Below are 13,663 nucleotides of genomic sequence, written 5' to 3'. Positions count from 1 at the left end.
TCATATCCCTCCGGTTTTCTTGGATACCGTATCAACGTTTGACGTGCCGTTCCGGCCTTCGAGTATGCCGAATACCACGTCTGCCGCGCGCTCGCTCGGCGGCGGACCTCCCTGCCCCAGCCAGCGCGCGACTTCGGCAACTCCGTCCCGCTGCTCAGTGCGGGCGGCGGGATCGTCGAGCAGTCTGCCGACCGCCCCCGCCAGATTTGCCGGCGTGCAGTTCTCCTGAAGGAACTCAGGCACCAGCATCCGGTCCAGCATGATGTTGACCAAGTTGGCGTATCTGACGTGGATGAAGCGCCGGTAGAGTCCGACGGTGACCGGGTGCATTCGATAGGCGATGACGGACGGCAGCCGCGCCAGCGCCAGTTCCAGCGCTACGGTCCCCGACGCCGCCAGCGCTACTTCCGACGCGGCAAAGGCGTCGTACTTGTCCTGGTCTCCCTCGACCAGGATTACCGGTACCGGCCACCCCGCGGCCTCGGCCGCAACCGTGTCGCGCACGTGGGGCACGGTAGGAACGACGGCGACAAGGCCGGGTTGGCTCGGCGCCAGACGCTCCAGCGTCGCCTTGAAGTCCGGCAGCAGGCGGCTGATCTCGCTCCGGCGGCTGCCGGGCAGGACCGTCAAGAGACGGGTATCGGGAGAGATACCGTGCTTGGCACGGAAGCGACCGGCATCTCCCGAGGCCGCACCTCCCTCTACGATGGAATGACCAACGAAGGTGCAGGGCAACCCTTCCCGCTCGAAATAGGGCGGCTCGAATGGCAGGAGAGCCAGCAGGTGATCCAGAAAGGCGGCGATCTTCCGTGCCCGTTTGGGCCGCCATGCCCATACCGTCGGCGCCACGTAATGGACGAAAGGAATGCCGGAGCCTTTCAGGCGCTTGGCGACGCGGAAGCAGAAGTCCGGTGCGTCGATCGTCACGACGACATCAGGTCGCCTGTTCCGGATCTCCGCAGTCGTCTGCTTCAGCCGCCGGATCAGGTTGGGCAGCCGGGGCAGAAGCTCGGCGATGCCCATCAGCGATAGCTCGTGGAGCGGGAACAGGGTTTCGAGCCCCTCCGCGATCATGCGGTCGCCACCGATCCCGGCGAAGCGGATGGGACCGTCCGCCTTGCGCTTCATGGCGGCCATCAGGCGCGCGCCGAGCAGATCGCCGGAGGGTTCGCCGGCAATCAGGAAGACCAACGGTCCTGTTTTGGAACTCACGGAGTGTTGTCCAATCCAACCACGAAAAGACCGAGCCGATCGGCCTGTGCTGCTATCGCATCCCGGTCCAGCGCGATGGTCTTGCCTGCCTCGACAGCGATGCCGCGCAGGCCTGCGGCTGCACACCGCTCCACCGTGACGACGCCGACGGTGGGCAGGTCGAAGCGAAGATCCTGGGTTGGTTTGGTCATCTTGACCAGAACGCCGCCGGGACCGTCCCGGCGCAGGGCCGCGCAGCGCTCGATCAGGGCGTCGGTACCCTCGATCGCCTCGATGCCGAGCACCAGGCCTTGCTGAACGATGACGGCTTGACCGACATCCAGCGGCCCCAGGGCACGGATCACGGCGACACCGCGCGCGATATCTCCTTCGGCCTGCTCGTCGGGCCTGAGACCGCCAAGCGGTCCCGCCGGTGTCAGAAGATCTCGGAAAACGTCATGGGCAGCCACCACGTGAAAGCCTTCGCCTTCGAGCTCCGCCGTAACCGCCTTCAACAATCCGTCGTCGCCAAGCGCACGGGCGCCGATGCGGGCGAAAAAGCGGGCGCCCCGCCAATCCGGCTTAAGCTCGACAAGGCTGGGACGGCGTACCCGGCCGGCCAGGACGATATCGCGCGCACCGGCGGCGCGCAAGGCGTCGAGCATAGTGCCGGCTGCTCCCAGGCGGACCCAGAGATCGACATGGCGTCCGATGCCCTCGGGCTCCGCATGGCCTTCCAGGCCAAGCACGAACGCCTCGCGGCCGATCGACCGGCAGGCCTCCAGCAGCCTCACCGGCAGGTCGCCGCCGCCCGCGATGATCCCGAGCTTAGGAAGCATTCTCCACGCGGGGCTGGCAGATCGGACGCGACGCTTCGGCGCGGATGAAGGACAGGATGTCGCCGACCACGGGCTGATCGCCGAACTCCTCGCCGACTTGGTCGATCCGCTCGGCCAGCGTCTTGTCCGCCGCGAAAAGGGTCTTGTAGGCTGCGCGGAGCGTGCGGATAGCGTCCTTGTCGAACCCGCGCCGCTGAAGGCCGACGAGATTCAGGCCATTGAGACGGGCACGGTCACCCATCACGAGGCCGAACGGGATGACGTCCTGCTCGACACCCGACATGCCGCCGATCATGGCATGGGCACCGATCCGGACGAACTGGTGGACCGCCGACAGGCCTCCCAGGATCGCGTGGTCGCCGACACGAACATGGCCGCCGAGCGTCGCGTTGTTGGCCAGGATGACGTTGTTGCCGACGATGCAGTCATGCGCGACATGGGACGCCATCATGAACAGGCAGTTGTCGCCGACCTTCGTCACCATGCCGCCGCCTTCCGTGCCCGGATTCATCGTGACGTGCTCACGGATGCGGTTGTTGGCGCCGATGATCAGTTCGGACGGCTCGCCATGGTACTTCAGGTCCTGAGGAGCATGGCCGATCGAAGCGAACGGGAAGATCTGGGTGCCCGGACCGATCCGGGTTCTCCCCTCGACGACCACATGCGAGTGGAGCCGGACGCCATCCTCCAACACCACATCGGGACCGACCACGCAGAATGGGCCGATTGTGACGGAAGCGCCGATCCGGGCGGCCGGATCGACGATCGCGTGGGGGTGGATGGATACTGTCATGCTGCCTGCTCACTCATCCAGGATCATGGCGGCGAAGGTCGCTTCGGCGCAGAGTACACCGTTCACCTTCGCCTCACCCTTGAACTTCCAGACATTGCGCCGGTGCTGGATCTTCGTAACATGGATATGCACGGTGTCGCCCGGCGTCACCGGACGGCGGAAGCGGGCATCGTCGATCGACATGAAGTAGACCAGCTTGCCTTCGGACTCCGCACCCAGCGTATGGACGACCAGGACGCCCGCCGTCTGGGCCATGGCTTCCACGATCAGGACGCCCGGCATCACCGGCCGCTGAGGAAAATGGCCCTGGAAGAAATGCTCGTTGATCGACACGTTCTTGATGCCGACGGCGCTGACATTAGCGATGGCGTCCGTGATCCGATCGATCATCAGCATAGGATAGCGGTGCGGGATCATTTCCATGATACGCAGGATATCGATATCTATGCCCGGGGCGTTTTCCGCCGTCTTGTTCTCAGATGTAACTTCCATAACTATTCTTCCTTGAGACGGGACCGCTTCCCGCGGGTCAGGTTTCCCAGGGTCGTGACCTGACGGAACCATTGCTTCATGGGAACCGCCGGGGACCCTCCGACCTCGGTTCCCGCCGGCACATCGCGCATGACGCCGGACTGGCCCGCGATACGAGCACCGGCGCCAATCTTGAGGTGCCCGGCGATGCCGGCCTGCGCTGCCAGCACGACATGGTGATCAAGTCGCGTACTTCCTGAGATACCGGACTGCGCGACGATGACGCATCCCGGTCCCATGGTCACGTTGTGCCCGATCTGGACCAGATTATCAATCATCGACCCGCGCCCGATCACGGTGTCGGGTCCGGCACCACGATCGATAGTCGAGTTGGAGCCGACCTCGACATCGTCCTCGATGATCACGCGGCCGAGCTGGGGAACGCGGACGAAACCCGTCGGGTCCATCGCGAAACCGAAGCCGTCCGTTCCGATCCGGACCCCCGGATAGATGTTGACACGGCTGCCGATCAGACAGTGACTGAGCGACGCACAGGCGCCGATCGTCGTGTCGTCGCCGATCTCGACCCGTTCGCCGACGACGGCGTTGGATGCGATCCGGCACCGCGCGCCGATCCGGGCACCCGCGCCGACCACGGCACCGGCCGCGACTTCCGTCCCCTCGCCGATTTCGGCGGTTGGATCGACGATGGCGCCGGCGGCGACACCGGAACGGGGAGCCGGCAACGGATAGAACGCCTGGGCCACAAGGGCGTAGGCGGTATAGGGCTTGCGGGTCACCAGCAGCGCCATGCCCTGGGGGGCGCGCGACACGACATCGGGGTGAACCAGACAGGCTCCGGCCCGGCTGGCTCTGAAAGCTTCGACGTACTTCTTGTTGTCAAGGAAGCTGACATCCGTCGGGCCAGCGGCGTCGAGAGGAGCCACGTCGGTGAATACCGTGTCCGGGTCCGTTCCGGGACCTATCTCCGCACCGGCTATAGTAGCCAGTTTCTGGAGCGTGAAGGGTCCTGCAACGGTGAAAAAACGAGGATCCGGCATGGCTCCCTTCTTTATGAGGTTTCGATGGCTGCCTTTGCCCCGGATACAGGCCCGGGGTCAAGTCAACTCTTGGGTACCGTTACCGGAACCGTCGGCAATTTTTTGTTCAATCGGTCAAGCACGGCCGATGTCAGGTCCAGGGACTTCTCCGCGAGCACCACCTGCTGTTTCGCGAGGACCAGCGTCGCCTTCTGCTCCCCGGCCACCTCGGTCACGATCTGGAGAACTGTATCCCGGACCTTGGTCATGGACTCGTTGAAGGCCTGATCCAGGACGCGCTTGCGCGCCTGGACGGTACGCTGGACGTCGGCGACCTGCTGCTCGAACTCCCGCCGCTTCTGGCCGAAATCGTCGGGAGACAGGACGGAACGCTGGCGGTTCAACTCCTGCTCGACCGCACGAAGCCTGTCTTCCTGCTTGGAGATCTCGTTCTGATAAGTCTCGCGCTGGGCTTCGAGCTGCTTCTGAATGTTCTTCGAGGCAGCCGCCTCCTGGAGGATGAACTGAACGTCCACAACCGCGACGACCGAAGCCGGAAGTTCGGCCCAGGCACCGCGAGGCTGCCCTGCCATAAGGCAGAGAACCATCGCGATGCCGGCCAAGCCCGGGACGAGACGACGCCGGAGCGGAAGTTCAGCCACCATGGATCAGAACCGCGTTCCGAAGCTGAAACGGAACTCTTCCACCTTGTCGTAGTCTTCCTTGATGATCGGGAAGGCCAGATCGACGCGGATCGGACCGAGCGGCGACCGCCAGGAGATACCGACGCCCGCGGCGAGGCGGAGGGAGTTGTCATCGACAAGCCGCTCAGCACCGATCGGTGTAGCGTCCACTTCGCTTAGAGTGCCGATATCCGTAAAGGTATGACCAGTGACGCCGAATTCATCCGGCAGACCGATCGGGAAAGCCAGTTCGGCGCTGGCACGGGCGAACCGGTTGCCGCCGAGGGAGTCGTCGCTGTTCAGTTCGCGAGGACCGACGCCGGCCGGCGCGAAGCCGCGCAGGCTGTCGCCGCCCAGGAAGAACCGATCGGAAATCGCGACGTCCTCGCCGAAGCCGACGATATAGCCCACTTCGCCCAGGAAGCTCAGCACGGTGCCTTCGGTGACCGGGAAATAGACGCCGGCGCCCAGCCTGTTGCGCGAGAAATGCGCGTCGCCGCCAAGACCCGCGATCTCGTTGTTGAGGCGGATGAAGTAGCCTTCGGTCGGATTGATGCGGCTGTCGCGCGCGTCGTACATCAGTTCCTGGCCGACCAGCGAGACGATCCGGGTACCTTCCTGCTCGCGGATGAAGCGCGACGCATCGGCCGCCACGTTCTCGATCTCGGTCTGCTGAAGCGTGTAGTTGAGGCGCTGCCTCAACCGCTCGGTCAGCGGATAACCCAAGCGGAAGCCGATGCCGGTGTTGGCTTCGTCGTAGGAGCTTTCGTCCTGGTTGTCGCGGGTGATGCGGAAGACATCCACGCCGGCCGCCAGATCGCGCTCCAGGAAGTACGGTTCAGTGAAGCTGAGATCGAACTCCTGGGTGCGCCCCGACACCGTGGCGGAGAAGCGCAGGTCCTGTCCGCGGCCCAGAAGGTTGCGTTCCCGAATGCCGAAGTTCGCCAACGGACCGTCGATGGTCGAGAAGCCGGCGCCGATCTCGATTTCACCGGTAGACTGTTCCTGGACATCAACCTGGATGACGGAACGATCAGGCTGGACGCCCTCGGCGGTCGTAATGTTGACGCGCTCAAAGAAACCGAGGTCGCGGATGCGGCGCTCTGACCGGCGCAGCTTGGAGGTATTGAACGGGTCGCCTTCCACCAGGAGCATTTCGCGCCGGATCACTTTGTCCAGCGTGCGGACGTTGCCCGTGATGTCGATCCGGTCCACGAAGACCCGGGGACCTTCGCCGATATCATAGACGACGTCGATGGTCCGCTGCTCGCGATTGCGTACGATGCGCGGCTGAATATCGACGAACGCGTACTGAAGATCGCCGACGGCATTGGTGAGGTTGGTGATCGACGTCTCGACCTCTTCCGCGTTGTACCAGTCGCCCTCTTCGGTGGTCAGCCGGTCCTTCAGAAGGTCCGGATCCAGGTCGCGGAGTTCCGTCTCCACGCCGATCTTGCCGAACTTGTAACGTTCGCCCTCCTCCACCGTGAAAGTGATGAAGAAGCCGTCGCGGTCGGGCGTCAGCTCCGCCACGGCGGAAACGACGCGGAAGTCGGCATAGCCGCGCGAAAGATAGAAACGGCGAAGCTTGTCGCGGTCGAACGTCAGCCGATCCGGGTCATAGGTATCGTCGGTCGTCAGGAAACGGTACCAGCGCGACTCGCGGGTCTGGATCTCTTCCCGCAGCTTGCTGTCGCTGAACATCTCGTTGCCGACGAAGTTGATCTTGCGGACGCCGGTACGGGCGCCCTCATCGATCTCGAAAACCAGATCCACCCGGTTCTGGTCGAGTTGGATGACCTTCGGCTCGACCGTCGCTGCGAACCGGCCGCTGCGGCGGTAGACTTCCAGCAAGCGCTGCACGTCGTTCTGGACGCGGGTGCGCGTATAGACGACGCGGGGACGAAGCTGGACTTCGCGCTCCAGGTCGGCGTCTTCGATCCGCCTGTTGCCTTCGAAGGCGATCCGGTTGATGATCGGGTTTTCGACCACATTGACGACAAGGGTATTGCCGTCGCGGCGGAGGGTCACGTCGGCGAACAGACCGGTGGCGAAAAGCGCCTTCAGCGAGTCGTCGATCCGCTGCGGGTTGAAGGGATCGCCCTGCTTGACGACCAGATACGAGCGGACTGTGGCCGGCTCGATCCGCTGTGTGCCTTCAACTTGGATGCCCGCAATGTTGCCGCCTGAAAAATTGGCCTGCGCCACCGTCGTCGGCTGCCCCTGACCAAACCCCTGAGCCAGCGCAATCGCGGATGTCGCCGTGGTCGCGCACGCAGCCAGCAGGCAGGCCGCCATAAACCTGTTCAGCCCCAACTCAGACCCCCAATAAAACTACTTATCCCGTCAGGAAATCAGATCACGGAAAAAATCGACGACACGAAGATGCACCAGGTCGTTCCACGTCGCGAACACCATCAAGGTAAGCACCAGCGCCAGCCCGATCCGAAAGCCATACTCCTGAGCCCTATCGCCGAGGGGCTTACCACGGATCGCCTCAACGGCATAGAACAACAAGTGGCCACCGTCCAACATCGGGATGGGGAAAAGGTTTATCAGTCCCAGATTTACAGACAGAATGGCCATGAACCATATCAGTGCCACGATGCCGCTTTGCGCCACCTCGCCCGACATCTGCGCGATTCGAAGCGGCCCGCCCAGTTCCTCGGTTCCGCGAGAACCGCTCACCATCTGGCCTACTGCGCCGAGCGTCCCCACCGTCAGGTTGACGGTCTCGCGGCCTGCCTGCCAAAGCGCTGTCAGCGGATCGTGGCGGCGGTATTCCATGCCGGCACGGCCGATACCGAGAAGCCCGATGGTGTGGGAATTGCCCATGCGGTCGGTGACCGTGGTCACCTGCGGCGTCACGCTGATGGGAAGCCGCTGCCCGTCGCGCTGGACGACGAGCGCCAGCGGAGTGCCCTGATTGAACCGGACGATCTGCTGCACTTCCTCGAACCGCTCGATCGCTTGGCCGTCGACCTCGACGATGACGTCGCCCGGCAGCATGCCGGCCTGGGCAGCGGCGCTTTCCGGCTGAACCGATCCGATGTCAGCCGGCGTGAAGGGCTGGCCGTAGATCGAGAAAAGCAGCGTCAGGCCAATGATCGCGAACAGGAAGTTAGCGATGGGACCGGCGGCCACGATGGCGGCGCGCTGGCCTAGACGCTTGTGAAAAAATGAGATCTCTCGCTCGGCCGGCGTCATCGACCGGACGGCACCGCTGGGTGTGCTGGCGGCATCCGCGTCGCCGAACATCTTGACGTAGCCGCCGAGCGGGATGGCGCTGAATTTCCAGCGCGTGCCCGCCTTATCGGTGCGACCGAACAATTCCGGTCCGAAGCCGATCGAGAAGGTTTCGATCCGCACCCCGTTGCGCCGCGCCACCCAATAGTGCCCCAGCTCGTGAACGAACACGAGAACGGTCAACACGACCAGGAATGGGATGACATAGGTCCACAGACCGCCGAGGAATTCCATTGGTTCTCCAACCGCCCGCGGTTCAGGTTTCGTCGTTTCGCCGGGCCAATATCATACCCGCCTCGCGGCGGGCTTCGGCATCGATATGGCGTACCGTATCCAAATTATCGAGGCGGGAATAAGGCAGCTTCTCCAGCGTTCCTTCGACCACGGCTTCGATGTCGAGAAAACCGATCCGGCCATCGAGAAAGCCCTGGACAGCTACTTCGTTCGCCGCGTTCAAAATTGTAGGAGTGCCCCCGCCGCTTTGCAAGGCGTGGCGGGCCAGCCGCAGTGCCGGGAAGCGGACCGGGTCAGGCGCCTCGAAGGTAAGCGCTCCGGCGCTGAGCAGATCGAGCCGCGCCGCCGGCGCTTCGATCCGGCTCGGCCAGCCGAGCGAGAAAGCGATGGGTGTGCGCATGTCGGGCGTGCCGAGCTGAGCCAGGACCGACCCGTCCACGTATTCAACCATGCTGTGAATGACGGACTGGGGATGGACCAGGACGTCGACGCGGTCTTCCGGCATGGCGAAGAGGAAATGCGCCTCGATGATCTCGAGGCCCTTGTTCATCATCGTCGCACTGTCGACCGAGATCTTGGCGCCCATGCTCCAGGTCGGATGAGCGCAAGCCTGGGCTGGTGAGGCAGCGGCCATGGTCGCACGGTCGGCCTGACGGAACGGTCCTCCCGATGCCGTCAGGATCAGGCGACGAATCGACTCGCGCCGCTCGAAGTCGAAGACCTGGAATATCGCGTTATGCTCGCTGTCCACCGGCAGCAGCGTGGCGCCGCTGTCGCGTACGAGGTCCATCATAAGAGGACCGGCGCAGACGAGGCATTCCTTGTTGGCGAACGCGACGATGGCGCCGCGGCGCGTCGCGGCCAGGGTCGGCTCCAAGCCGGCTGCGCCGACGATTGCCGCCATCACCCATTCGGCAGGCCGCTGGGCGGCTTCGACGACCGCCTCCGGCCCGGCCGCGACCTCGATCCCGGTGCCGGCAAGGGCGTCGCGCAGTGGTTCGTATCCGGCTGGATCGGCGATCACGGCAAGCTTGGGCTGCAGTGCGCGCGCCTGCTCGACCAGATGGGCGACGTTACGGCCGGCGGTCAGCGCTTCGACGACATAGGCGTCCGGATCGCGGGCGATCAGTTCCACCGTGTTGCGTCCGACCGACCCGGTCGACCCGAGAACCGTCACATGCCGAGGTTGATTCGGCGCATTGATTTGTTGGGCGGCGGCTACCACCATTCGAGAACTTTCCCCAGGGTCGCGTGGAACAGCGCAAAGACCGGCGCTGCGACAATAAGCCCGTCTACGCGGTCAAGCAAACCGCCATGTCCGGGGATGAGATGCCCGCTGTCCTTCTTGTCGAAGTACCGCTTGACGCCCGACTCGAAGAAGTCGCCGGCTTGACTTACCACGGCCAGGACGGCGGCCAGCACGGCTGCGAACCCGGGCCGGGCGGCGCCATAGGCAACTGCCACGCCGGCACCGAAGATAGCGGCGCTGACCATTCCGCCGATCAGTCCCGCCCAAGTCTTCTTCGGACTTATACGAGGTGCCAGCTTAGGCCCGCCGATCGTCCTCCCGGCAGCATAGGCCCCGATGTCGGTGGCCCAGACGGCAAACAGCAGGTAGATGAGCAGTCCCAGCCCGTCCTCCGCAATGCCCCGTACCCAAAGCAGGGAAAGACTGCCGAAGACGATGTATGGAATTCCAAAAGCCAGGAGACGGCGATGCTGTGCGTGCCCGACGGTCGCCGCCACGAACAGGGCCACCGTCAGCAAAGCCGCCAATCCGAGCGAAAACTCGACCCCGGCGATGAAGTCGACTACGAGGACCGCCCCGACGGCGCCGATCGCCAGCAAGGCAATCGCGAGGGTCCGTTCCGGTTCGACGAGCCTTACCCACTCTGCGGCTGCGAGCAGGGCGAACGCCAGCATCAGGAGCTGGAAGATCCAGCCCCCGAAGTATACCGCCAGCAGAACAAGGGGGCCGAGAACCAGTGCCGAGAGGAACCGGGTGCGGAGGTCCCCCGCCCTACCGCGTCCCGACGGCGCCGTAGCGCCGGTCGCGCTGGTTGAATTCTCGGATTGCATCTTCCAGATCGCGCTTCGTGAAATCGGGCCACAGCGTATCGACGAAGACCAACTCGGTATAGGCCGACTGCCACAACAGGAAATTGCTGATACGCTGCTCCCCGCTGGTCCGGACCAAAAGGTCGGGATCGGGGACGTCGCGTGTCAGCAGACGGGCGGAGAAGCTTTCCTCGGAGATCTCGTCAGGGCTCAACCGCCCTTCCAGGGCATCGCGCACCATCTGACGGGTGGCTTCCACGATTTCCTGCCGCGCACCGTAACTCAGCGCGATGATCAGATTGAGTTCTTTGTTGTTCCGGGTAAGCTCTTCGGCCTTTTCGATCATGGTCACGATATCGCCGGACAACTTCGTACGGTCGCCGATCACCCGCAGGCGGACGCCGTTTTTATGAAGTTCCGCGATTTCGCTGCGCAGATAGAAACGCAACAACTGCATGAGGTCGAAAACCTCACCTTCGGGCCTGCGCCAGTTTTCCGACGAAAAGCCGAACATGGTGAGGTATGGAACACCAAGCTCCCTGGCAGCCTCGACGGTGCGGCGCACAGCCTCGACTCCCTTGCGATGGCCGGCGGTCCGTGGCAAGCCGCGGGCCTTCGCCCACCGGCCATTGCCGTCCATGATAATGGCGACATGCTTCGGAGGCGCGTACGGCACGGTCGAAATCTCCTGCATCGAGATCAGACCTGCATGATCTCTTTTTCCTTGGCCGTCAGCGCTTCGTCAATTTTCTTGATGTGGGCGTCTGTCATCGATTGGACCTCTTCGGCCCAAGTCTTGTGCTCATCCTGACTGATATCGCCGCCCTTTTCCATACGCTTCAGCATGTCCATTCCGTCGCGCCGCACATTGCGGACAGCGACACGAGCCTGCTCGGCATAGCGGGAAGCGACCTTGGACAGTTCGGTCCGGCGCTCCTGGTTCAAATCGGGAATAGGCACACGTACGTTCTGGCCATCGGTCTGGGGGTTGAGCCCGAGACCGCCTTCGCGGATAGCTTTTTCCACCGCCTTGACCATGCCGCGGTCCCATACCTGTACGGTAATCAGCCGTGCCTCGGGCACGCTGATGGTACCGACCTGATTGAGCGGCATCTGCTGGCCATAAGCCTCGACGGTGATTGGCTCCAGGAGGCTTGCAGAAGCGCGCCCGGTACGCAGGCCTCCGAATTCTTTGCGCAGCGACTCGAGGGCGCCGTCCATGCGGCGGCTCAGATCGTCAATATCAGGGTCGGCCACTTTAGTTCAGCCCTCTTCCGTGATGATCGTGAACTTGCCGCGTCCCGCCATGACTTCGGCGAAAGCTCCGGCCGTGTGGATCGAGAACACCAGGATTGGAATTTTATTCTCGCGCGCCAAAGAAATCGCCGATGCGTCCATGACCTGAAGGTCCTTTGCCAGGACTTCCAGGTGGGTCAGCGACTCGAAGCGCTGTGCCGAGGGATCCTTGTTGGGATCGGCGGAGTAGACGCCATCGACCTTGGTCCCCTTCAGCAAGGCATCGCAGCCCATTTCGGAGGCGCGCAGCGCTGCGGCGGTATCGGTCGTGAAGAACGGATTGCCGGTGCCGGCACCGAAGATCACGACGCGCCCCTTCTCCATATGACGCACGGCGCGTCGGCGGATGTAGGGTTCACAGACGCTGGCCATCGGTATGGCGGACTGGACGCGGGTCTGGACGCCGCGGCGCTCCAGCGCACTCTGCATCGCCAGTGCGTTGATCACGGTGGCGAGCATGCCCATGTAGTCGGCCGTCGCCCGCTCCATCCCGGTAGCGGCTCCGGAAACGCCCCGGAAGATGTTGCCGCCGCCGATCACGAGGCACACTTGCACGCCCATACCGACGACCGACTTGACCTCGCCCGCGACGCGGTCGACGATTTCAGGGTCGAGCCCGTATTCCCGGTTGCCCATCAAGGCCTCGCCGGAAATTTTCAGCAGGACGCGACCATACCGGGCGTTGGTGGGCATCGCCCCCTCCATCGCAGCCATCAACACAAATCCTCAGAAACAGCTTCGATCCAGCGGCCGAGTCCCGACATTGCCGGCTCCCGGCCGATGGTGACAGTAGCCGTCAACCTCAGCGGCCGACATTCGCCTGTGCGGCGACCTCGGCGGCAAAGTCGGACTGCTCCTTTTCGATGCCTTCACCCAGGACATAGCGAACGAAGCCGGCGACCTTGATCGGAGCACCGATTTCCTTCGCGAAGTTTTCGACGACCTTGCGAACCTTGTTCTCGCCGTCGATCACATAAACCTGCTCGAGCAGCACCACTTCTTCATAGTACTTGCGCAGCCGGCCTTCGACCATCTTGGCGATGATCTCCTCCGGCTTGCCGCTGGCGCGCGCCTGATCGGCCAGAACGCTCCGTTCGCGATCGAGTGCCGAAGAATCCACGTCTTCGATGTTAAGTGCTTCCGGACGGGCAGCCGCGATGTGCATGGCGATCTGCTTGCCCAATTCGAGCAGCCGGTCCCGGTCACCGGTCGATTCCAAGCCGACCAGCACACCGATCTTGCCCAGGTTGGGGGCGAGAGCGTTGTGGACGTAGCTGGCGACGGCGCCGGAGCCGACCTCGATGCGAGCGATACGGCGAAGATTCATATTTTCGCCAATCGTCGCGACCATATGAGTGATCTCTTCGGCGATGGTACGCCCGGCATCCGGGAACTGTGCCTGCTGAAGGGCGTCCAGATCGCCGTTGCCAGTCAGCGCCTGACGGGCGACTTCACTGGCGAATGCCTGGAAACGCTCGTTGCGGGCGACGAAATCGGTTTCAGAGTTCACTTCGACCACCGCGCCAACGGTGTCGGAGGTGGCAACCGCGACAAGCCCCTCGGCTGCGACGCGGCCCGCCTTCTTGGCGGCGGCGGCAAGACCCTTCTTGCGCAGCCAGTCGACGGCCCCTTCAAGGTCGCCGGACGTTTCCGTCAGCGCCTTCTTGCAGTCCATCATACCGGCGCCGGTCTTTTCGCGCAGCTCCTTGACGAGCGAGGCTGTGATTTCGGCCATCTTCGGTCTCTTCCTGAATGATCGGTCTTATCAGTTCACCAAAAAAAATCGGCAACCGGACGCGGCGACCGCGTCCG

Annotated in this window: 14 protein-coding genes; all 14 read right to left on the bottom strand. The window is 63.5% G+C overall.

Going from position 1 to position 13,663, the window contains the following annotated elements:
• The 14 genes from lpxB to tsf all read right to left on the bottom strand — a co-directional run bounded on the left by lpxB (position 1) and on the right by tsf (position 13,586).
• Positions 1 to 1,212, bottom strand: a complete 1,212-nt coding sequence (lpxB, locus tag N826_RS04520) for a lipid-A-disaccharide synthase (RefSeq protein WP_044426183.1) — start codon at positions 1,210 to 1,212, stop codon at positions 1 to 3.
• Positions 1,209 to 2,030 carry an LpxI family protein gene (locus N826_RS04515; RefSeq protein WP_044426182.1) on the bottom strand — a complete coding sequence of 274 codons (822 nt, stop codon included), beginning with the start codon at positions 2,028 to 2,030 and terminating at the stop codon, positions 1,209 to 1,211. Before N826_RS04515 ends, lpxB begins: the two co-directional genes overlap by 4 nt.
• Positions 2,020 to 2,823 carry an acyl-ACP--UDP-N-acetylglucosamine O-acyltransferase gene (lpxA, locus tag N826_RS04510; RefSeq protein WP_044426181.1) on the bottom strand — a complete coding sequence of 268 codons (804 nt, stop codon included), beginning with the start codon at positions 2,821 to 2,823 and terminating at the stop codon, positions 2,020 to 2,022. Before lpxA ends, N826_RS04515 begins: the two co-directional genes overlap by 11 nt.
• 9 nt (positions 2,824 to 2,832) lie before the next feature.
• Complete coding sequence (fabZ, locus tag N826_RS04505; RefSeq protein WP_044426180.1) at positions 2,833 to 3,315, bottom strand: 3-hydroxyacyl-ACP dehydratase FabZ; 483 nt, start codon at positions 3,313 to 3,315, stop codon at positions 2,833 to 2,835.
• A gap of 2 nt (positions 3,316 to 3,317) precedes the next feature.
• Complete coding sequence (gene lpxD / locus N826_RS04500) at positions 3,318 to 4,355, bottom strand: UDP-3-O-(3-hydroxymyristoyl)glucosamine N-acyltransferase (RefSeq protein ID WP_044426179.1); 1,038 nt, start codon at positions 4,353 to 4,355, stop codon at positions 3,318 to 3,320.
• Between the two features lie 62 nt (positions 4,356 to 4,417).
• Positions 4,418 to 4,999, bottom strand: coding sequence for an OmpH/Skp family outer membrane protein (locus tag N826_RS04495; protein ID WP_084720473.1), 582 nt, complete (start codon positions 4,997 to 4,999; stop codon positions 4,418 to 4,420).
• 3 nt (positions 5,000 to 5,002) lie between these two features.
• Positions 5,003 to 7,315, bottom strand: coding sequence for an outer membrane protein assembly factor BamA (gene bamA / locus N826_RS04490; protein ID WP_044426178.1), 2,313 nt, complete (start codon positions 7,313 to 7,315; stop codon positions 5,003 to 5,005).
• A 48-nt stretch (positions 7,316 to 7,363) separates the two neighbouring features.
• The gene (gene rseP, locus N826_RS04485; RefSeq protein ID WP_044426177.1) at positions 7,364 to 8,497 is read right to left on the bottom strand and encodes an RIP metalloprotease RseP; all 1,134 of its coding nucleotides are present in this window, start codon (positions 8,495 to 8,497) and stop codon (positions 7,364 to 7,366) included.
• Between the two features lie 22 nt (positions 8,498 to 8,519).
• A complete protein-coding gene (locus N826_RS04480; RefSeq protein ID WP_044426176.1) occupies positions 8,520 to 9,725 on the bottom strand; it encodes a 1-deoxy-D-xylulose-5-phosphate reductoisomerase in 1,206 nt (401 codons plus the stop codon).
• The gene (locus N826_RS04475) at positions 9,716 to 10,576 is read right to left on the bottom strand and encodes a phosphatidate cytidylyltransferase (RefSeq protein ID WP_052830829.1); all 861 of its coding nucleotides are present in this window, start codon (positions 10,574 to 10,576) and stop codon (positions 9,716 to 9,718) included. Before N826_RS04475 ends, N826_RS04480 begins: the two co-directional genes overlap by 10 nt.
• A complete protein-coding gene (locus N826_RS04470) occupies positions 10,518 to 11,249 on the bottom strand; it encodes an isoprenyl transferase (protein WP_044426175.1) in 732 nt (243 codons plus the stop codon). The genes N826_RS04475 and N826_RS04470 overlap by 59 nt, the downstream gene beginning before the upstream one ends.
• Before the next feature lie 5 nt (positions 11,250 to 11,254).
• Positions 11,255 to 11,812, bottom strand: a complete 558-nt coding sequence (gene frr, locus N826_RS04465) for a ribosome recycling factor (RefSeq protein WP_084720472.1) — start codon at positions 11,810 to 11,812, stop codon at positions 11,255 to 11,257.
• A gap of 6 nt (positions 11,813 to 11,818) precedes the next feature.
• A complete protein-coding gene (pyrH, locus tag N826_RS04460; protein WP_211099214.1) occupies positions 11,819 to 12,556 on the bottom strand; it encodes a UMP kinase in 738 nt (245 codons plus the stop codon).
• A gap of 97 nt (positions 12,557 to 12,653) precedes the next feature.
• On the bottom strand, positions 12,654 to 13,586 hold the full coding sequence (gene tsf / locus N826_RS04455; protein ID WP_044426172.1) for a translation elongation factor Ts: 933 nt from the start codon (positions 13,584 to 13,586) through the stop codon (positions 12,654 to 12,656).
• Positions 13,587 to 13,663: the final 77 nt, after the last annotated feature.

It is taken from the genome of Skermanella aerolata KACC 11604 (assembly GCF_000936425.1).
GTDB classification, from domain to species: domain Bacteria; phylum Pseudomonadota; class Alphaproteobacteria; order Azospirillales; family Azospirillaceae; genus Skermanella; species Skermanella aerolata.
This window is presented reverse-complemented; position numbering and strand designations above follow the sequence as displayed.